We start from the raw sequence: 21,830 nt of genomic DNA on the forward strand, positions 1-21,830 counted from the left end.
GCTGCCGTTCTCATGTTGAGGCAGCTTTGAGCAAAGTCGAAGGAGTTACAAATGCTTCTGTTGACCTCGAAAAAGCTGAAGCTGAGATTGAAATGCAGCGGCACGTCAAAATTGGCAAATTTCAGCATGCATTACAAGAAGCGGGCGGCAATTATGAGATTTTGATGCCGGGTGAAGAAGTGCATCACCAGCAGGTTAAAAAGGATAAACCACAAGGTAAAGGCACGGGCACTTTTTATTGCCCAATGCATTGCGAAGGCGAGAAAACCTATAATCAACCAGGCGATTGCCCAGTCTGCGGAATGGATCTCGTGGAGGAGATAGGAATAGGCTCCCCCTCCTTAGGAGGGGGCGGGGGGGGAGGCTATACCTGCCCGATGCATCCGGAAATTATGGAAGACGAACCGGGAGATTGCCCTATTTGTGGTATGGACCTGGTGCCGGTGCAGGCTGATGCTTCTGCCGAGAAGAAAACGTATCAGAGACTTCTGAAAAAATTCTGGATTGCTTTAGGTTTTACATTGCCCATTTTCCTGATTGCGATGAGCGAAATGCTGACCGATAATCCGCTTTATGAGGCACTGGATATGTACTACTGGAACTGGATCCAGCTTGTACTTTCCATTCCGGTGGTTTTTTACGCCACCTGGATGTTCTTCGAGCGGGCATGGAAATCTGTTACTTCCTGGAACCTGAATATGTTTACGCTTATTGGAATAGGCGCGGGAATTGCCTGGATCTTCAGTGTTTTTGGATTAATTTTCCCCAATTTTTTTCCGCAGCAATTTATGACTGAAGCGGGAACTGTTCATGTTTATTTTGAAGCGGCGACTGTCATTCTTACGCTGGTTCTGCTCGGGCAATTGCTGGAAGCCCGTGCTCACAGTCAGACGAATTCCGCGGTAAAAGAACTGCTGAAACTTGCCCCCAATAAAGCTATTCGCGTGGTAAATGGAGAAGAAGAAGTGATTGCCACAGATAAAATACGGGTTGGGGATATTTTACGGGTGAAGCCGGGAAATAAAATTCCGGTAGACGGAATTATTGAAGAGGGAGAAGGCAACCTTGATGAATCTATGATCACCGGGGAGCCGATCCCCATAGAGAAAAGTAAAGGCGATACTGTCACATCGGGAACCATAAACGGAAACCGGAGTTTTACCATGAAAGCCGAAAAAGTAGGTAGTGAAACCCTGCTGGCGCAGATTGTAAAGATGGTAAACGACGCGAGCAGATCGCAGGCACCTATTCAAAAACTGGCAGATAAAATTTCGGGTTATTTTGTACCGGTGGTGGTGATAATTTCGGTTATAACTTTTATTGTTTGGGCTATTTACGGGCCGGAGCCGAGTTATGTCTATGCGCTTATTAATGCGATAGCGGTGCTTATTATCGCCTGCCCGTGCGCCCTCGGACTTGCCACGCCCATGTCGGTCATGGTGGGAGTGGGCAAGGGCGCGCAGAACGGCGTACTGATAAAAAATGCGCAGGCCCTGGAACAAATGGATAAAATTGATACGCTGATTATTGATAAAACGGGAACGATAACCGAAGGAAAACCATCTGTAGAGAAAGTAGTTGCCGCTGCCGGTTTTTCTGAAGAAGAAGTTTTGCAGAAAATAGCTTCGGTAAATGCACAAAGCGAACATCCTTTAGCTGAAGCCACTGTGAATTATGCCAGAGAGAAGAACGTGAAGATTTCGGAAGCCGAAAAATTCAGTTCCGTAACAGGAAAAGGAGTGACGGCAAATCTTCAGAATCAAAAAATTGCCATCGGGAATGAAAAACTGATGAAAGACGTTGCTGCTGAAATTTCTTCAGAAGTAAAGGAAAAGGTTTCTGCAGAACAACAATTGGGAAATACCGTCTCCTATCTGGCGGTGGATGGTAAAATAGCCGGGTTTATCACCATTACAGATCCTATTAAGAAGACCAGCCGGGCTGCAATTTTAGAATTAATAAGTCGCGGAGTTGAGGTGATTATGCTTACTGGTGATAATAAGAACACAGCGGCTGCCGTCGCAAAAGAACTGCACCTTACCGATTTTAAAGCCGGAATGTTGCCGCAGGATAAATTAAATGAAGTCAAAAAGCTGCAGGAGCAAGGAAGAAAAGTTGCCATGGCCGGTGATGGAATCAACGATGCACCCGCCCTGGCACAATCTGATATTGGAATTGCTATGGGAACCGGCACAGATGTCGCCATTGAAAGTGCAAAAATTACTTTGGTGAAAGGAGATTTACAAGGCGTGGTAAAAGCTAAAACCCTGAGCAAAAAAGTGATGAAGAATATTAAAGAAAACCTGTTTTTCGCGCTAATCTACAATTCTTTAGGAGTACCAGTTGCCGCCGGAATATTGTACCCTTTCTTCGGGATTTTATTGTCTCCAATGATCGCGGCGCTGGCAATGAGTTTTAGTTCGGTTTCTGTAATTGCGAATGCACTTAGATTAAGAAGTGCAAAAATAGCATAGAAAATTAAAATTTATAAAGGATTATTATGAGTGAGTTTTTAAGTAAATGGGGGGAAGCAGCTTATACCACTACCGGTTTTTTCTGGATGGCCTTGTGGGCTTTTATCCTGGGATATGTAATTAGCAGTTGTATCCAGGTTTTTGTAACTGAAAAAAGAATGCAGCGTACTATGGGAAAGGATGAATCCAAAAGTGTACTGTTGGGAACATTCTTTGGGTTTATAAGTAGTTCCTGTAGCTTTGCGGCTCTGGCTTCCACAAAGAGCCTTTTTAAGAAAGGTGCCAGTTTCACGTCTTCGGTTGCATTTTTACTCGCCTCTACAAATCTGGTTATTGAGCTTGGGATTATTATATCTATTTTTTTGAGCTGGCAATTTGTGGTTGGCGAGTATGTTGGTGGGATAATCCTCATTTTAATCAGCTGGTTGCTTATTCGCTTAATAAATCCAAAAAAGTTGATAAAAGATGCGAAAAATCGCATAGATAGTGAGGATGATGAGGAGGGAGACAGCGGAAAATCGTGGAAGAAGAAAATGAAGTCGGAAACCAGCTGGGCCAAGGTAGCGCAGCAGTACGGAATGGAATGGAAAATGGTATGGAAAGATGTGACCATCGGTTTTACGATTGCAGGTGTTGTAGCTGCTTTTGTACCGGATTCTTTTTTTCAGACACTCTTTATTAACAGTGGACAAGGCGGAAGCAATGATTTCGGATTTTTCACGATCCTGGAACATATAATTGTAGGTCCTGTAGCTGCTTTTATTACGTTTATTGGTTCCATGGGGAATATTCCGTTAGCCGCACTTTTGTTTGGAAAAGGGGTGAGCTTTGCGGGTGTAATGGCTTTTATATTTAGTGACCTGGTAGTTTTTCCCATACTTAGGATCAATGCAAAATATTATGGTTGGAAAATGAGCTTTTTTATACTTTTCCTGCTATTTACTTCACTTATAGGTGCTTCCCTCGCGTTGCACTATAGTTTTAATTTTCTGAACCTGCTGCCAGATCCTTCCAGCGTGAGTATTAGTGAGACAGAGCATTTTAAGATAGATTATACTTTTTGGCTGAATATGGTTTTTCTGTTGATATCGGGATATCTGGCCTATCTTGGTTTTTTTAAGCGTAAAGATGTAATGTTTATGAAAGAAATGGCTCCCAAAAGTAAAGCTCTTGAAAAGACCTTAAAATACCTGGCATTTTCTTGCTATTTATGGCTAACAGGCGGGATAATCATAAAGTTTTTTGTCAGTTAAAAGAAAAGGCCGGAAGAAAATCTTCCGGCCTTTTTTAGTACGCTATGTCAATAAATATTACATAGTTGTGGTACCAACAGTACCTGTGTTACCAACTGTAAATCCTCCTGGCGTGGTCGTGTTAGCAGTATTTCCTACAAAACTGCCTGTGCCCGTAGTAGAATCATACCCGTAAATCTCGGCCATATCTTCAGTTCCACCAGAGGCGGTATAGGTGAATTGCTGATCTGCCGGATCATCAAGGTACAGTCTTGGGTAATAAGTTTCTCCGGTTGTATAATTATAGCCTTCATTAAAACGGGCAGTAACGTTGGTTTGCTCTCCTGGTTGGATATAATCGCTCATACCAATCATTTCGTCGTAATTTGGAGTACCATCTTCGTTTGTCCCGTAAAGTCCTACATATCCTCCTGTAGGGCCTGTATTTACATTATTAAAGGCAACGTCACCTTCATCTGTAACCATTTGGTCGTCATCACCAAGGATGCCTGGAGCGGTAGTATTCACGGTTTGGGTTACTTCCATGTCCATGTTATCTCTAACAGGGTCATCAATTCCTTCATCGTACATGCCCATTGTTCCCTCGTTAGGATTGTCTGCATAAAGGGATACATCAAAATCGTCACCCTCTGCGTTTCCAGTAAGGTTTGCATCTTCATTAAGTTCAATTCTCACTTCTCCGTCCTCGTCATCTTCTATTAAATAAGGCTCCGCTGCCATTTGCTGATCGTCAGAATTAGTTACCACTACCCAAGTATCCTGTCCAACTGTTACATCTTCAAGGATAAGCGTGTTTCCAGATAGAGTTTGGTCACTTGCAGAAATTGTGCCGGTTGCATCAGGAAACAGTTCCGTATCATTTAAATCATCATCATCATCGCAGCTTGCCAGCCCAACAAAAAGTGTGAAGGCAAAGAAGTACTTCGCGTACTTTTCAAAATTCATCATAGATTTCATAGTTATTCTTTTTTTATGGTTAATAAATATTGACTCCAAAATTGTAACAATTTGAGGCTGCGGTAAAATTTTGGGAGCTGTTTAATCTTACTTTAACTCGAATCTTAAATCGGTTTAAAAATTAGGTTAGATAATGAGAAGTATTGTGAAAAATCGTTAACCATAAAGTACTCCTTAACCTACGTTTTTACTGGAAAAACGTAATTCTTGTTGCAAAAAGACATTTATAAAAAAAGCCTGCCATTTTTTAGTGGCAGGCGTCTACAATTGTTAAGGGTGATTTATCCTTTTGCGATAGGATTTAGTATTAAATCTATACGTTCCAGAGCGTCCTGTAAGTGATATCTGGTAAGGGTATCGCCCGAGTTATAAACAGAATTTCTTATTTGTCTTTGAAGGTTTTTAAGTTCTCCACGTACTATGGGGCGTATATCACTTTGTGCCACATCGATGGTACTTTGTGTCACCCAACTTCTATACCGTGCCGGAACTTCTGCCTGCTCTTTTGTCATTAGATGCTCCATCCTGTCCAGGTATGCACGCTGAAGGTTTCTGCGATACCTGTCTGTTTTTCCTCCTGAAGATAATTCGTTCCAGATTCCTTTTCGAAGATCGGTCATCATATTTAAAAGGGAATAGGCTTCGCTGCCGTTAACTTCTTCATTCTCCATCAACCGCGCCATTCTTCCAAAATCCATAATGTTGTTTAGGGCTCTTTCCTGCATACTTCTGATTCTTTCTATATTTCCGTCAAACTCTACTTTATTAAAGATATCCGGATCCATCAGCCATTGAGGTGTTTCGAAAAGCTGACTTTGTAAAAAATTCATTGCCCGCTTTTGTTGCTCCTTATCAACATGTGTATACACTGCACCTTCCTGGTCGTATGTCTTATAGTTTTCGTAAACTCCACCAATATTAGCTGTTACGTGTCCCATATATCTGTTGTACTGGCCTACGATTTGTCCATAGATGTCATCCAGATCTTCATAATCTTTACCATCTTCAGCAGTCCAGTCCAGTAAATTCGGAAGGATACGCTTCAGGTTTTTAATACCATATTCACTTGCAAGTACAGCATCATCACCTAAATCTTCTGTTTGAGAACTTGGATCTATTACTCCGCCACTTTGTTGTCTTCCGAAGCGGTACATAGGATCACCGGCACGTTCCAGGATCCATTGGTCAAGAATTTCTTCTTCCTCCATTCCTTCTTTTTCAGGAATAGGACGGTAACCCCAGTTTATTGCATATTTGTCGTATGGACCGATATTTGGCATTAAAGCCACATCACCATCGCCGGGCTGCGCAACATAATTAAAACGTGCATAGTCCATAATAGAAGGAGCAGTACCATAAAGCTTGGTAAATTCGGGATCTCTGAGGCTCTCTACCGGATAAGCCACGCTGCTTCCCATGTTGTGCGGTAAGCCTAAAGTGTGGCCTACTTCGTGAGAGGAAACGAAACGAATTAACCTGCCCATTACTTCATCTTTAAACTGTACTCCCTGAGCTTCTTCATTAATTGCTGCTGTTTGCACAAAGAACCAGTTTCTAAGCAAAGTCATGACGTTGTGGTACCAGTTGATATCTGATTCCAGAATTTCCCCCGAACGTGGATCGCTTACGTGCGGGCCATTTGCATTTGGGATGGGAGAAGCCAAATAGCGCACTACAGAATATCGTGCATCTTCGGGGCTCCAATCGGGATCTTCCTCTACCGTAGGGGCATCTTTGGCAATAATTGCATTTTTAAAGCCTGCAGCTTCAAAAGCCACCTGCCAGTCCTCAATTCCTTCCTTAATAAATGGTCTCCACTTTTGAGGGGTAGCACGGTCTATATAATAAACTATAGACTCTTTTGGCTCTACAAGTTCTCCACGCTTAAATTTCTCCATGTCTTCTTCCTTTACCTCTAGTCTCCAGCGATCAAGGTAGCGAATGGTTTCACTTTTTTGAGCTTCAAGACCATAATCTGTCTGGCCTGTAGTAAACCAGCCTACACGCTGGTCAAAATAACGACGCTCCATAGGTACTTTTGGGAGCAGGATCATAGAGTTGCTGAATTCAAGCGAAATTGAACCAAGGCTGGAATTAGACGGAGGGTCTCCCGCATTGTAAGTTTTTACATGCCTTACTTCTACATTTTCGGGATAACTTCTAATGGTGTCGATATAAGAACGATCCTCGTCCAGACGGGATACTTTATATTCTTCTCGTTCATCATCCTGAAGGCCAAGTGCCATTATATCTTTTGAATAAAGCGCGGTAACATCAATAACAACATTATTACTTGCTGAATCTTTTTTTACCGTCTGAATAGGAAATTTCTGAAGAATTGGCTCAAAATTGGAATTGACCACAGCCTCGTGAACAGGTAAAGAATCTGCTGCGTAAACTTCGTAAGAAACCACACGAAGCAAAACATTGTCGCCGTTCTTTTCCCACCTGTGAACCTGTGTATTTTGTTTTCCGCCACCAAAGCCAATTCCGCTGGCCGTTTTTGCAATCCTGGTCACGGTAAGCATTTCACGGTTAAAAAGGCTGTCAGGGATTTCGTAAAAATATTTATCGTCTACCTGGTGCACGGTAAACAGTCCTTCATCAGATTTGGCATCTTTGGTTATTACTTTGTTATAAGGCTTTAACTTGTCTTTGTTTTTTGCTTCGGAATTTTTTGAAACCTCTTCAGAGCTCTCAGTACTTCCTGCCTGAAAAACGGCACAACCGGAAACAGAAACGGACAGAGCCACAAGAAGGGCCTTGTAAGAAAAATGTTTAATCATGAAATGTTTTTTTAATTGAGGGTTTGCTTAATTAACAGGAGACATAGTTTTAAGAACAAAATTATCTCCCGGTATTTGTTCGACTCTTTAAAGCCTGAATGGTTTAAAAATTAGTTAAAAAATTTGACTTAAAAACGGGGAAGCCGAAGAATTATATATAGAACTTCTTCTGAAGAATGAATGGTATTTTCTTCGCAGAGGCTCTTTTAATAATGTAATCCTTTGATATATATTTAATGGGGTCTTGTTAAGGTCGTATGAATTCCGTGAAAGTTGCGATTATTTTTGTAAATTGAAGAGTAGATTAAAAAATTAAATTATGAAAAAAATAGTGCAGTTAGTAGCCCAAAAGGCAGGAATTACAGAATCGCAGGCCGAAACAGCAGTGAGAACGGTGGCATCTTTTCTTAAAGACAGATTACCCCCGGGCCTTGCAGGGCAGGTAGACAAATACCTTAATGATGAGCCTGATGAAAAAAATGATGAAGGTAACAAAGCTGATGATGGCATTAGTGGGATAGGAAATAAATTCAGTAATACATTTGGTCCAAAATAAAGCCGGACCAAATAGCATAAGAAACCCACTCCTTTAAGTGAAAAGAGTGGGTTTTTTATGCTTTAGTTCTAATTATTTAAAACCACTTTTCAACCTCTTCCAGCTGAAGGGCGGCTATAGGCAATTTGTTTTTTTTGCGTAATCCGTTAAGTTTTTGGTGCACTTGTGTAGGTTTATTTTCCTTCAGTCTGGTCACACTTATGTATTCGTGCATCACAACATCCACCCATTCCTGCGGAACTCCGATCTTAATAAAATCTTCCGGCTTTGGGGTTGGAGCCTTCTTTTCAGGTTTCATTTGCGGGAAGAAAAGTACTTCCTGGATGGATTGGTTATTGGTAAGGAACATGATTAACCTGTCCATTCCAATTCCCAGTCCAGATGTTGGAGGCATTCCGTATTCCAGGGCACGAAGAAAATCATCGTCAATAAACATCGCTTCGTCATCTCCTTTTTCAGAAAGCTTCAGTTGTTCCTCAAAACGCTCACGCTGGTCTATGGGATCATTTAATTCTGAATAAGCATTTGCAATTTCTTTTCCACAGACCATTAGCTCAAAGCGCTCCGTCAATTCCGGATTATCACGGTGTTCCTTACAAAGCGGACTCATTTCCTTTGGATAATCTGTAATAAAGGTTGGCTGGATAAAATTGCCCTCACATTTTTCACCAAAAATCTCGTCGATAAGTTTTCCTTTACCCATGGTATCATCTACCTCGATTCCCATTTCTTTGGCAGCTTCAAAAAGCTCTTTTTCAGATTTTCCGGAAACATCATAACCCGTAAATTCTTTTATAGCATCAATCATCGTAATGCGTTTGTACGGAGCTTTAAAATCTACCTGGTGTTTCCCGAATGTAGCTTCTGTAGTGCCATTAACCGCAATTGCGCAGTGTTCCAGAAGTTTTTCGGTAAACTCCATCATCCAGTTATAGTCTTTATAAGCTACGTAGATTTCCATGGCGGTAAATTCCGGATTATGGGTCCTGTCCATTCCTTCATTTCTGAAGTTTTTGGAGAATTCATAGACCCCGTCAAAACCACCAACAATCAGCCTTTTCAGGTATAATTCATTCGCAATCCTCAAATAAAGCGGAATATCCAGCGCATTATGGTGCGTAATAAATGGCCTTGCCGCCGCACCACCGGGAATAGACTGCAGGATTGGAGTTTCCACTTCAAAATAACCTTTATCGTTAAAGAAATTCCGCATCGCATTGAACAATTTGGTGCGTTTTACAAAAATTTCTTTTACCTGTGGATTCACCGCTAAATCTGCGTAACGCTGGCGGTAACGGTGTTCCGGATCTCTGAAACCGTCGTGGGTATTTCCTTCCTTATCTGTTTTGGGAAGTGGCAGCGGGCGCAAAGATTTGCTCAACAGGCTGTAATCTTTTACCATTACCGTCATTTCCCCAACTTTGGTTTTAAAAAGTTCTCCTTCTATACCTATAAAATCACCAATATCGAGCAGCTTTTTATATACATCGTTGTACTTGCTTTTATCCTCACCAGGGCAAATTTCGTCCCTGTTAAAATAAACCTGGATTTTACCTTTAGAATCCTGTAATTCAGCAAAAGATGCTTTTCCCTGGATACGTCGCGACATTAATCTACCGGCGATCACTACTTTTTTACCTTCTTCAAAATTTGATTTTATTTCAGAAGTAGTGTGGTCCACCGGGAAGAGTTCGGCTGGATAAGGGTTTATTCCGGATTGTCTAAGGGCAGAAAGTTTTTCCCTTCTTACTATTTCCTGTTCAGATAGCTGCATGATGTTATTTTGTCAATTATTGCCAGGTTTATACCTTGGGCAAGTGCAAATATAATGACAATCAGGCTATCCACCAATGCGAGTGAAAGCCGAAATTTTAATTCTATCTTTGTTCTTTAAAATTTAAGTAAAATGAGTATCTGGCGTGTTATTTTGTCGGTTTTATTTCCTCCGCTGGCGGTCTATGACAAAGGTTGTGGTTCCATTATTATTGTTCTTATACTAACCCTGTTGGGCTGGATCCCTGGTGTGGTTGCCGCCCTGATTATTCTGAATAATCCAGAGAGGTAAAAAAATGAACAGGAAAGTAGAAATTCAACGGTTGGGTTTACAGGATTATAAGGAGACCTGGGATTATCAGGAAAAGCTCTTTAAAGCCACGCTGGATAAGAAAATAAAGAACCGCCGAGAGAATTTAGATGAAGCGACTAGAAATTATTTGCTTCTGGTGGAACATCCACATGTCTATACCTTAGGGAAAAGCGGTGACGCTGCTAATTTGTTAATTTCTGAAGAAGAATTAGAGCAGAAAAATGCCAGTTTTTATAAAATTAATCGGGGAGGCGATATCACTTACCACGGTCCCGGGCAGTTGGTGGCTTATCCCATCCTGGATCTCGATAATTTTTTTACCGATATTCATAAATATCTCCGGTTTCTGGAAGAAGCCGTGATTCTTACGCTGAAAGAATACGGACTAAAAGCCGAAAGAAGCGAAGGCGAAACCGGGGTTTGGCTGGATGTGGATACTCCGTTTGCAAGAAAAATCTGCGCGATGGGGGTAAGGGCAAGCCGGTGGGTGACCATGCACGGGCTGGCACTCAACGTGAATTCAGATCTGGGTTATTTTGATAATATTGTGCCCTGCGGAATCCAGGACAAAGCGGTAACTTCTTTAAATGTTGAGCTGGGTAAAAAAGAAATTCCGCTGCCCGAAGTTCAGGAAAAATTACTGAAACATTTCGCAGATCTTTTTGGAGCGGAGTTAATAGAATAACTATATTTTATACAGTAGCAGCGTATTTTCATCTCCCTGCACCACAAATTCCAGATTTTTATCCAAATCTGCATTATTAAGGTCGATTTGAGAAGTGCCGTAAACGGGAAAGCCTTCTAAAAGTTCAGCATTAGAACTGAAAATGTAAACCCGCTTCGCCTGAGTGTCGGTCACCGAAATTAAAACCCGATTATTGACGTAGAAAATCTGAGGTTCAGTATAAAGACCAAAATCGAGTTCCACTTTTTTTCCTTCTATCGTAAGAATATTATCCGAAAGCGTTACTAAAGTCTTTGGAGTGGCGTTGAGGTAGTGATTTTCTGAAAGGCTCCTGTTTTCCTTTTGCACCTTTCCCTGCTGATTAATGCTTATTAATTCCCCTGCAGCGCTGGTGGAAATAAATCTGTCCTTATATTCATACCAGTCATTTCCAGATAAATCAAAAGTCTCGCTTACAGGAACACGAACATCTCCCTGCCTGCTCAGGATATTTATTTTTCCCGAATCTTCAGGCACCAGGATGTAATCTTTAGTACCAATTCTAATATGCTTCGGCGGATTTATAATTTCTGAATCAGCTTTGCTGAAGTCGAAGCCTTTTACAGCTTTTCCGTCTCCATTGTACATATAGACCCGGTCTCCCTGAGTTACCAAAAACCGATATTTTCTATTGTTGTCGTAATCAAAAACAGAAAGTGGCTGCGTAACAGGGTCATTGTACTGAAGAGGAAAAGGTTTTACCGTGTTCCCATTCCTGTCCAGAACTTCTACTGAATTCTGGGTGCTGAATGCAAGCTGAAATTTGCCATTTTTAAATAGATCCACTTCGTGGATTTTCCCGGTAATCCTGCTTTTCAGCTGTTTTTTCCAATAAATATTCTTCTTGTTGGAGATGAGGTACAGCGTATTGTTTGCGTCCTGCACTGCGATATCCAGTTGGTTTGTGAGATGGTTTTTAAAGAAAAAAGGTTGTGTCGCCAGTTCCGCTTCCAAAGCAATAGAGAAAATTTCTTCAGGGGCTGCGTTGGCGCTTTGCGTTTGCTGTGTTGCCTGCAGGATACCGTGAATATGAGCAAAATCATCTTCCTGAACAAATTGCAGCGCTCCAATGCCGTAATTCTCAAGGTTCATATTAAGGACATCAGGTTTTGACTCTTCGGAAACAGATTTGGCGAGCAATGGTAAAAAACGTTTTCCATTTGCAACGAGGAGTATAGAAGATTCAGAAGAAAGTTTTTCCATCGCTTCCTGATAATATGCCTTTTCGCTAAGGGAATTGTTATTCTGAAAGTCAGCAATTACTTTTTGCAAATCTGTCGTGCTGTTGCCAAAAATCAGGAAGTTATTCAATCTGATAAAATATTTCGGATTTTCAATTTTAATAAGAGGAGAAAAATTTCTACGGAATTCCAAAGTTTTATCGATGGTAAAAATTTCTGTATCCCGATAATTGCCAAATTTGCCACTGCTCTTTAAAAGCATCTTCTGAACGCTTTCTTCAATATTAATGGATTTTAATACTAAAAGGGAATTCCCGTCCATATATATAAGACCAGCTTCAGAAATTTCAGAAATTAATGCTGAATCTTTACCAATTGTGTCTTTTCGGACTTTTTTCAGGGTTTCCTGAAGTATTTCAGCATTATTAAAGGTGAAAGAGAGAAAACCCGATGCAGAAGAGGGTGTTATTTGCGCAATTTCGTTCCGGCTTACCCCGGTGCCCTTAAAAATATTCAGAATTGATGCAGAATCCTTCGCTGTAGTGGCAATTCCGTTAAACCGGATTGCTTTTTCCTCCAGTTCAAGGTCTATAGCACTCCAGTTTGCCAGTTTTTGATCTCGGTTTATATGAAGTACTTCGAAAGATTCCTCAAAACCGGTATTCGCTTCATTATTTATAAAGACCGAAGTCTTTCCTTTATCTGTTGCTGCAAATAACTGCTGAAAATTGCCATTTTGAGCCTTGCTCTTTGTTTCCATGCTTTTTTCCAGTACTTCCCGGGAATTGCTGGCAAGAAAAATACTGCCATTCTCTGAAATAAAAGTGCTGTTACCATTTATGGTGTAGTGCCTAATTTGCCAATTTTCGGCCTTAAAAGTCTCTAAGGATTTATTCCCGATAGAATCCAGATGTATTTTGAGCTTTCCTTGGGTCGCCAGCAGGTAATCGAACTCTTCCTTTTCAGTCTTCCGGAAACTTATAATGGTTTCTCCTATACTATCAGTAAATTCTAAAAAATTCAGCTTGTCCTTTATATCTTCAGCTTGAAAAATTTTATTGGAGAGCAGGGGGTTATTAGAAACCTGGGTTAAAAAATCTTTTATATCGGGTGAATGCATAATAAAGGACGCATCCTTCTGAATAAAATTGTAAATGGGAAGATTTTCTTTTGCATCATGGTTACATGCAGTGAATAGTGACAGGAAAATAAGGAAGAATAAAAATCTCTTCATGTAAAAAATGGATTTTTAGGAGTCAAAGGTTAGTTCCAGTTGCTCAGGCAGGAGCCTGAAACTTTTTCTATGGTACTTTGTGATGCCGAATTCTTTTATCGCTGCCCGGTGTTCTAAAGTGGGATAACCCTTATTTTGTTTCCAGTTATACATGGGAAATTCTTCATGAATTTTCTCCATATACGCATCTCGGTGCGTTTTTGCGAGGATAGAAGCGGCCGCAATAGACAAATATTTGCCATCTCCTTTAATAATACAGTCGTGAGAAACGTTTTTATAGGGCTTAAATTTGTTTCCATCCACTAAAATATGTTCGGGACATTTAGAGAGTTTTTCGATGGCTTTGTGCATGGCAAGAATGGAGGCATTAAGGATGTTAATTTCATCAATTTCTTCCATAAAAACATGTGAAACACCGAAACACACCGCACGGCGCTCAATTTCATTTTTTAGGATATTCCGATTTTTAAGACTCGTTTTTTTTGAATCATTTAAAAGGACGTGCCTGAAATTGCGAGGTAGTAAAACAGCAGCAGCAGTGACCGGTCCGGCAAGGCATCCGCGACCTGCTTCATCTGTTCCTGTAATACTAAAAGAAGATTTGAATTTTTTAAGCATTTTTAAGATTTGCGCAGCGTTAATTTTAAGTTCAAATTTAACAAAATATGCGATGAACGCAGTGTGATGTTGAGGTTTTAAGAAATTAAAGTTGAAATTTATTTTGTTTTATTAGATAATTATTATGACTTTTGGCTCAGGCTAATTCAAATTAAATAATAATGAAAAGAAAGTTAAAAGGAATGCTGGCGCTGTTAATGGCGTTGGTCGTGCAAATTACTTTTGCGCAGGAACAAACTGTCACCGGGACAGTTACAGACGATCAAGGTTTGCCTCTACCCGGGGTGAACGTAATAATCCAGGGTACATCAACCGGGGTGCAAACAGATTTTGATGGAGAGTATGCCATTGAAGCTTCAATGGGAGATGTTTTGGTTTTTTCCTTTATAGGAATGGAAACAGCTGAATATACGGTGGGAGCTAACAACGAAGTTGATGTCACCCTCTCAGCAGATGCTGCACAGCTGGACGAGGTTGTTGTAACTGCTTTAGGTATTGAGAGAGAAAAGAAAGAAATTGCTTATCAGACAGAACAGGTCGATAACGAAATTCTTAACCTTTCTCAACCTACTACGGCAACCGAAGGTTTGGTAGGTAAAGTAGCAGGTATGGCGGTTAATATCCAGAACAACGGTGTTAATCCGGATACACAAATCAACCTTAGGGGTTTTAGGTCTATCTCTCAATCAAGTACTCCATTATATGTAATAGATGGGGCGATAGCAACTGCAGGAGCTTTTAATGACTTGAACCCGAATGATATTCAGGACATGAATATCCTTAAAGGTGCAACGGCAGCTGCTCTTTACGGTTCGCAGGCAGCGAATGGAGCGATTATTATCAACACGAAACGTGGAAATTTTGATGATAGGTTTACAGTAGGGGTGACAACCACATCTACTTTTCAGGAGGTAGCTTACATGCCCGATTTCCAAAATGAATATGGAACAGGATGGCAGGGAGCATATGAGCCTATTGAAAACACAAACTGGGGACCGCGATTTGATGGTGTGGTACGCCAGGTAGGACCTACTTTTGAAGATGGTACTTTTCAGGAGCTTCCATATTCTCCGGTAGAAGATAACCTGAAGGACTTCTATAACCAAGGTGTAACACTACAAAATACGGTATATGCATCAGGTGGTGATGAAACCAGTCGTTTCTATGCTTCAATTGGGGATCAAACCACTAAAGGTATTGTACCTGGTGATGACTACGAAAGACAGACTTTTAGAGTTAACGCGAGTAAAACCCTTGGGGATCTTGAAATAACTCTTAACTCTACATACTTTCGTGATCAAACGAGCGTAGTTGGAGATGATATAGGCTCTCAGGAAAGACCTCTTTACTGGTTTATTCTTAACACATCCAATAATATTCCTTTAAGTAACTACAGAGATTGGCAAAATGACTTGTATTCCTCTCCAGACGGTTACTATAACGGTTATTACCAGAATCCTTACTGGGCTTTGGATACTAACCGCGATAATGATGAGACAGAACGAATCGTATCCAACCTTCAGGCATCCTGGGATATTAATGATTGGTTAAATTTAACAGGAAGATTGGGAGTTAACTCCACTACAGGCTTAGGCCACGAATGGAGAGCAGAGCAGGATTATACTACGGCTTATACACGGCCAGATCCTGTATCCTCATTTGTGACAGAAAGCCAGTACAGATCTCTTCAGTACACAAGTGACCTTTTGTTGACGGGAGATTTTGATCTTTCGGAGGATTTTAGCTTGAGAGCAATTTTGGGAGCATCAAACTTCACAAGCAAATACAATTTTCAGTCTATCAGAGCTAACAACCTAAGTATTCCTGGATTCTATGATATTTCCAACGGAACCGGAGCTCTTGTTGGTTCGGTAAATGAAGAGAATGAGCGATATTATGGTGTGTATGGGAATTTCGTTTTGGGATTCAGAGAGTTTGCTTTTCTTGAAGTTTCCGGTAGAAATGACTGGACTTCTACATTACCTTTCGAAGACAACGCTAATAGCTATTTTTATCCTGCTGCAGGTGTGTCTTTTGTTGCAACGGAGGCTATTCCGTCACTTAAAGGAAATGCACTTAACTATTTGAAATTAACTGCAAATGGATCGATTGTGTATAACGATTTGGATCCTTATCAGACCAATGAAATTTTCATACAGCCAGGTCAGGCTCCTTACGACGATTTATCATTTCCCTACGGCAACATTAACGGCTTTACCGTAGGCAACAACGCTGTAGATCCTGATATTAAGCAGGAAAAGGTTAGCAGTTTAGAGCTTGGTGCCAATCTTGCATTCTTTAATAACAGGATAACCTTAAACGGCTCTTATTTTAGCACGAGGATTGAAGATTTGATTACTCGAACTTCAACAGCTCCTTCTGCCGGAAGTTATACTCTAGCAACTAACTTGGGAGAATTAAAGAACGAAGGTTATGAATTTTCTTTAGGGGCGCGATTAGTTCAGACCGATGATTTCTCTTGGAATGTAGATGCAAATTTCACTCATTTTGAGACCACTGTTGTAGATATAGACCCTAATAATCCTGACGCTACAGAGATTTCGATTGCATCTTATGCGGGAGGTTATGGGATATATGCTATAGAAGGAATGGCGTTTCCACAAGTTAAAGCTTTGGCTTACGAAAGAAGCCCAGAAGGCAACATTATTATAGATCCGGCTACTGGATACCCGATTAGTGGTAGTGAAGAAGCAATGGGAAAGACAACTCCTGATTATACTGTTGGTTTGGTTAATACATTCCGATACAAAGGCTTTAGCCTTTTAGCAACTTTAGATTACCGTACCGGACATGTATTTTATTCTCAGTTAGCTGACTTGATGGAGTTTACAGGTCGATCTCAGGAGAGTGTATCTGCAAATCGTCAGGATTTTATCATTCCTAATACGGTATATGAGAACGCAAATGGTGAATTTGTTGAAAATACAAATATCCCCGTTAGTGGAGGATTGCAGACCTATTGGACTGACCAGTACAACGTAGTTAAAGAAAATTACGTAAGAGATGCAACTGCATTGAAACTTAGGGAAGTTGCTATAAACTATAGAGTTCCGCAATCTTTATTTCAAAATACTGCCATTTCTAAACTCTCTCTAGGGTTGGTGGGAAGAAACCTTGTAACATGGTTGCCGGAAGAAAACAGGTTCTCTGATCCTGAATTCAATAACTCTTTCGCAAATTCCAATACCCAGGGTGTTAGTGGTTACCTCCAGTCGCCACCAACAAGATCTTATGGGTTTAATGTTAATATTGAATTTTAAAAAAAATAGAAAATGAAAAATATCAGTTTATATTTCATGCTGTTGGTGGCCGCTCTAAGCGTCACCTCATGCAGCGACGATTTTCTGGATATGAATGACGATCCAAATAATCCAACGTCGGTAAGTCCGGATCTTATACTTCCGGTAGCACAAGGCTACTCCGCCAATCTTATATTTTATGATGGAGGAGGTCGTCATGCCAACACTCTTGGGAATCTAATGGCCTACAATTGGAGCCAGGCAGATGGTTATTCCTGGTACTACGATGAGTTTCAGTACCTGGTAAACGCCAATTTTTATGATCAAATATGGGATGATACTTATAATCAACCTCTTAGAAATTATCAGGAGCTACTTAATTACGAAGGTGATATTTACAACAACTATAAAGCTATTGCTAAAGTAATGATGTCTTATCATTTTCAAATGTTAGTAGATGCATACGGGGATATCCCTTATACCGAAGCTCTTCAAAGAGGTGCGAATACCACTCCGGCATACGATGATGCAGAGGCTGTTTACGATAGTCTGATTGTAGATTTGTCAGAAGCTATTGATTTAATTGACGAAGCCGGTAATGTGGAAAATGTTTTAAATCCTGGAGCTGCAGATGTAATGTATCAGGGTGATATGGAAGCCTGGAAAACGTTGGCCAATACAGTTAAGCTTAGAATTCTTGTGAGAGAGTCTGGACTTAGTGATAAAGAGGCTTATATTCAGGAAGAAATCAATGAAATCGTAAGTGAAGGTTCAGGTTTTATAACTGAAAACGCGAGTGTGAATCCAGGTTATGTAAATGAGGAGGATAAACAAAATCCTTTCTGGAGAAGCTTTGGGCTAACAGTTGCGGGGAACCAGCAAAACAACTTTCAGGCTACAACTGCCACACCTTTTGTTTTGGACTTTTTGAGCAATAGTAGTGACCCTCGTATAAATTATATATATGAGGAACCTGATTCCGGGCATAAAGGAGTTCAACAAGGACTTCAAGCCTATCCAGACGAATTTACTGCTGAATTTGTTTCTAATATAGGTCCAGGCTTGCTAAAATCAGCTTCTCAGGATGCACCAATTTTTACAGCAGCAGAAAGTTATTTTCTTCAAGCTGAGGCAGCTTTGAAAGGTTACTTAAGTGATGACGCTCAATCCTTGTATGAATCTGGGATAGCTGCATCCTTTGAATACCTGGAAACTATGGAATTAGTCGATACTGATGGTGATCCTGCTACGGCTCCGGAACTTGTGGAAGCAGATCCTGCAGATTACTATTCTCAGGATATCGAAAATGTTGGATGGACTGCATCAAGCGACAAACTTGAAGCTATTATTACACAGAAGTGGATTGCATTAAATGGAATTAACGGATTTGAAGCCTGGATTGAGTACAACAGAACAGGTTACCCGGAAGATCTCCCATTATCCAGGTTGGCACCTGGTAATAACAGACCGGTAAGGTTATATTATCCTTCCTCTGAGAGATCTATTAATGCTAGTAACGTTCCAGCGCAACCAAATGCGTTTACTGATAAAATATTTTGGGCAAATTAAAATAAGACAAAAATGAAAATACTAAATAAATACTTCCTATTTGCAGTGCTGTTAAGCGTGTCCTTGACATCCTGTTTAGTAGATGATACCGCTATAAGCGATACTTACGACGAGGGACCAAACCTTGTGAGCTTTACAGACGAAAGCTTAATCCTAAGTGCAGAAACTAATGGAGAACAATTTCAAAGAGGAATTCCTATAGACATAATTGGGCCTACTTTTGACGAAATAGAGGAGCCTGTAACAGTCCAAATTAATGTAGAGCCAAGTTCAACTGCTGTTGAAGGAGTTCATTACACATTGGATTCTACAACGCTTACTATTTCTCCTGGTGATGAGCTTCCAATGGATTTGCCAATAACAATTCTTACAGATGGGTTGCAAGCTCCTTTAGATGAAACTCCTGTTTTAAACTTGACAATTACAGAGGTTTCTTCTGGTGCTGACTTGGTAATAAATGGAAAGAACGATCAACTTTCCGTTAACCTTGCATACTCTTGTCCTTTTAATGTTATGGATTACGAAGGGACTTACATAGCAACTACAGATCAGTTTGGTATATATACCGGGGACCCTGTGCCGTTTGAGGTAGTAGCCGGTCCTGGCGAAAACCAAATTACACTTCAGAACGTTTCAGGTCATTCTGAGCAATATGATGTTGTTGTTGATGTAGATCCGGCAACAGGTAATTTAACCGTACCATTCCAGCCGGTGTTGAACTCGAATAACCTTGGATATACTTACGGAGAGTTACGTTGGGAAGGAAGTGGTAGCTCCAGTGCTTCTCCCGGGAATTGTATTGGAAACCTGGATATTACGGCTGGTTATACTGTAGATGCAGGTAGTTTTGGATCTTATAGGACAGTGTTTGAAAGAGTTCCGGAAGGAGGAACAGACACTGGTTCTGAAGGAGAAGATACAGGTGACACCGATTCTGATGAAGGAGACGACACAGACGGTTCAGAAGAAGAAGATGCAGGTGACACTGATTCTGAAGGAGACGACACAGACGATTCTGATTCTGATGAAGGAGATGATTCTGATGAAGGCGACGACACAGACGATTCTGAAGAATAAGAAATAAACCATTTTTGGTTAATTAACCACCCCTCGGGGTGGTTTTTTTGTTTCCGGCAATTTCTGGCTCATTTCATTTAATATCATACTTTTGTGATATCTCAAAATAAGCAATGAAACAAGTTTTTTTTACCCTTGTACTTATCTTCTTTTCACTCTTTTCCCGAGCACAGGAAAGGACATTATCACAATCTGGAAATAACGAAGCCGAACCTGGCACAGCACAAGAAGATACACTTGCGCCTCCGCCTATTGACTTGTACCAGATAATTTCAATTAATAACGATACTACTTATATAGATACAACCCTCAACATAAAAAAAGATTACCGGTTTAATTATCTTAGGAAGGATAACTTCGAACTTTTGCCTTTTTCCAACACAGGGCAGACGTACACTTCCCTTAGTCATGATCCCGAATTTGATAAAATTATGCCGCAATTTGTGGCGCAGGCAAGGCACTTTGGCTTTATGGAAGCCGGGGATATTAATTATTATCGCGTACCCACGCCGTTAACCGAACTTTATTTTAAAACAGTACCAGAACAGGGGCAGCAACTGGACGCTTTCTTTACGATAAACACTACCGACAGGTTTAACTTCTCAGTAGCTTATAAGGGAGTGCGGGCGCTCGGTAAATATCAGCATATCCTCACTAGTACCGGTATTTTTCGTACAACGGCCAATTACCGTACAGCGAATAATAAGTATCAGGTGCGTGCCCATTTTGTGACTCACGATCTAATGAATGAGGAAAACGGAGGTCTTACAGAGCAGGCACTTGGTCAATATTTAAGAGAAGAAGAAGAATTCGAAGACCGTTCCCTTCTCGATGTAAGGTTTGAAAATGCGCAAAGCACATTAGACGGAAAACGTTTCTACCTGGATCACGAATATTTTCTTACCAATCCGGCTTTAGATAGCTTAAGCAGCTTGTCGGTTGGTCATGTCTTCAGTTTTAACTATAAAAAGTTTCAGTTTTCGCAGTCTTCAGCGGCACAGGAGGTTTTCGGAAAATCTTTTGAGAGCAGTAGCCTTCGGGATGAAACCAGGTTGGAAGAAGTCTATAACGAAGCCAACGTTAAATTCAGAAATAATATCCTGGGAAAGCTGAAATTTCACGCAGGTTACAATCACTATAATTACGGCTATAATTCTGTTTATATTCTGGAAGACCAAAGTATTACTAATAGGTTGGTAGGTTCTGTAATTTCCGTGGGTGGTGAATATCAGAAAAATATAGGTGGCTTTAACCTGGATGCCGAGGCTTCTTTGAATATAGCGGGAGATTTTTCCGGTAATTACTTAAAGGCAACAGCTTCCTATTTGCTTAATGAAGAGAATCAAATCGAGTTTGGCTTTAAGCAGAGCAGTAGAAATCCAAACTATAATTTTCTCCTTTATCAAAGCGATTATATTAACCATAACTGGCAGAATAACTTTAGTAACATAAATTCCCAGAATCTAAACGTTAAAATTGATTCTGAAAAATTATTTAACGCCACAGCAGATTTTACCCAAATTCAGAACCATACCTATTTTGGATTAACCGATGCCGGGGTGGTGAAACCTTTCCAGTATGGAGATCAGGTGCGATATTTAAAGGTAAAGGCAGAGCGCGAATTCGATTTTGGAAAATTTGGCATGTATCATACGCTCATGTATCAAAATGTCTTAAATGGTGCAGATGTGCTAAAATTGCCAGATTTTGTGACCAGAAATTCCTTTTACTACCAGGACCACTGGTTCCAGAGAGCATTATATCTGCAGACGGGATTTACATTTAAATACTTTTCAGAATACGAAATGAATGGTTATGACCCCGTTTTAGCAGAATTCTTCGTTCAGAACCAGCAGGAATTAGGTGGATTTCCAGTCGTAGACTTCTTTTTTAACGGAAAAGTACGTCAGACCAGGATCTTTTTTAAGCTGGAACATCTAAATGCGCTTCTTACAGGAAACGACAACTTTTCTGCTCCCGGTTACCCATACACCGACTTTCTTGTACGTTTCGGGCTGGTCTGGAATTTCTTTTTATAGCATTTTTTAATCTTCC

At 40.5% G+C, this 21,830-nt stretch carries 14 protein-coding genes; 9 read left to right on the forward strand and 5 right to left on the reverse strand.

The genetic code is table 11. The features are described from left to right. Both RM529_RS11010 and RM529_RS11015 read left to right on the forward strand, forming a co-directional pair. On the forward strand, nt 1–2,474 hold a 2,474-nt coding region (locus RM529_RS11010), incomplete at its 5' end, for a heavy metal translocating P-type ATPase (RefSeq protein ID WP_311484848.1). Between the two features lie 26 nt (nt 2,475–2,500). Further along, a complete protein-coding gene (locus RM529_RS11015) occupies nt 2,501–3,727 on the forward strand; it encodes a permease (protein ID WP_311484849.1) in 1,227 nt (408 codons plus the stop codon). Nucleotides 3,728–3,784: 57 nt separating this feature from the next. Here the strand turns inward: RM529_RS11015 and RM529_RS11020 are convergent, their stop codons facing one another. Both RM529_RS11020 and RM529_RS11025 read right to left on the reverse strand, forming a co-directional pair. Continuing rightward, nucleotides 3,785–4,684: a DUF7282 domain-containing protein gene (locus RM529_RS11020; RefSeq protein WP_311484850.1), complete on the reverse strand. Its 900-nt coding sequence runs from the start codon at nt 4,682–4,684 to the stop codon at nt 3,785–3,787. A gap of 281 nt (nt 4,685–4,965) precedes the next feature. Further along, nucleotides 4,966–7,470: a zinc-dependent metalloprotease gene (locus RM529_RS11025; protein WP_311484851.1), complete on the reverse strand. Its 2,505-nt coding sequence runs from the start codon at nt 7,468–7,470 to the stop codon at nt 4,966–4,968. A gap of 319 nt (nt 7,471–7,789) precedes the next feature. Here RM529_RS11025 and RM529_RS11030 point away from each other — a divergent pair, with 319 nt between their 5' ends. Next, on the forward strand, nt 7,790–8,026 hold the full coding sequence (locus RM529_RS11030) for a DUF2267 domain-containing protein (RefSeq protein ID WP_311484852.1): 237 nt from the start codon (nt 7,790–7,792) through the stop codon (nt 8,024–8,026). Between the two features lie 76 nt (nt 8,027–8,102). Here RM529_RS11030 and lysS read toward each other — a convergent pair whose 3' ends face one another. Then, complete coding sequence (gene lysS / locus RM529_RS11035) at nt 8,103–9,800, reverse strand: lysine--tRNA ligase (RefSeq protein WP_311484853.1); 1,698 nt, start codon at nt 9,798–9,800, stop codon at nt 8,103–8,105. A gap of 132 nt (nt 9,801–9,932) precedes the next feature. Here lysS and RM529_RS11040 point away from each other — a divergent pair, with 132 nt between their 5' ends. Both RM529_RS11040 and lipB read left to right on the forward strand, forming a co-directional pair. After that, the gene (locus RM529_RS11040; RefSeq protein WP_311484854.1) at nt 9,933–10,091 is read left to right on the forward strand and encodes a YqaE/Pmp3 family membrane protein; all 159 of its coding nucleotides are present in this window, start codon (nt 9,933–9,935) and stop codon (nt 10,089–10,091) included. Between the two features lie 4 nt (nt 10,092–10,095). Then, nucleotides 10,096–10,797 (forward strand): lipoyl(octanoyl) transferase LipB, encoded by a 702-nt coding sequence (gene lipB / locus RM529_RS11045; RefSeq protein ID WP_311484855.1) that lies wholly within the window; start codon nt 10,096–10,098, stop codon nt 10,795–10,797. Here the strand turns inward: lipB and RM529_RS11050 are convergent, their stop codons facing one another. Continuing rightward, nucleotides 10,798–13,251 (reverse strand): hypothetical protein, encoded by a 2,454-nt coding sequence (locus RM529_RS11050; RefSeq protein WP_311484856.1) that lies wholly within the window; start codon nt 13,249–13,251, stop codon nt 10,798–10,800. 15 nt (nt 13,252–13,266) lie between these two features. Then, a complete protein-coding gene (gene rnhB, locus RM529_RS11055) occupies nt 13,267–13,869 on the reverse strand; it encodes a ribonuclease HII (protein ID WP_311484857.1) in 603 nt (200 codons plus the stop codon). A gap of 161 nt (nt 13,870–14,030) precedes the next feature. Between rnhB and RM529_RS11060 the strand changes: the two genes are divergently transcribed. The 4 genes from RM529_RS11060 (at nt 14,031) to RM529_RS11075 (ending at nt 21,814) form a co-directional block, all read left to right on the forward strand. Further along, nucleotides 14,031–17,150, forward strand: a complete 3,120-nt coding sequence (locus tag RM529_RS11060) for a SusC/RagA family TonB-linked outer membrane protein (RefSeq protein WP_311484858.1) — start codon at nt 14,031–14,033, stop codon at nt 17,148–17,150. A gap of 12 nt (nt 17,151–17,162) precedes the next feature. After that, nucleotides 17,163–18,698 (forward strand): SusD/RagB family nutrient-binding outer membrane lipoprotein, encoded by a 1,536-nt coding sequence (locus RM529_RS11065; RefSeq protein ID WP_311484859.1) that lies wholly within the window; start codon nt 17,163–17,165, stop codon nt 18,696–18,698. Between the two features lie 12 nt (nt 18,699–18,710). Next, nucleotides 18,711–19,775 (forward strand): hypothetical protein, encoded by a 1,065-nt coding sequence (locus tag RM529_RS11070; RefSeq protein ID WP_311484860.1) that lies wholly within the window; start codon nt 18,711–18,713, stop codon nt 19,773–19,775. A gap of 113 nt (nt 19,776–19,888) precedes the next feature. Further along, a complete protein-coding gene (locus RM529_RS11075) occupies nt 19,889–21,814 on the forward strand; it encodes a putative porin (RefSeq protein WP_311484861.1) in 1,926 nt (641 codons plus the stop codon). The last annotated feature ends 16 nt before the right edge of the window (nt 21,815–21,830 follow it).

The sequence above is a fragment of the Autumnicola edwardsiae genome, assembly GCF_031846505.1.
GTDB classification, from domain to species: domain Bacteria; phylum Bacteroidota; class Bacteroidia; order Flavobacteriales; family Flavobacteriaceae; genus Autumnicola; species Autumnicola edwardsiae.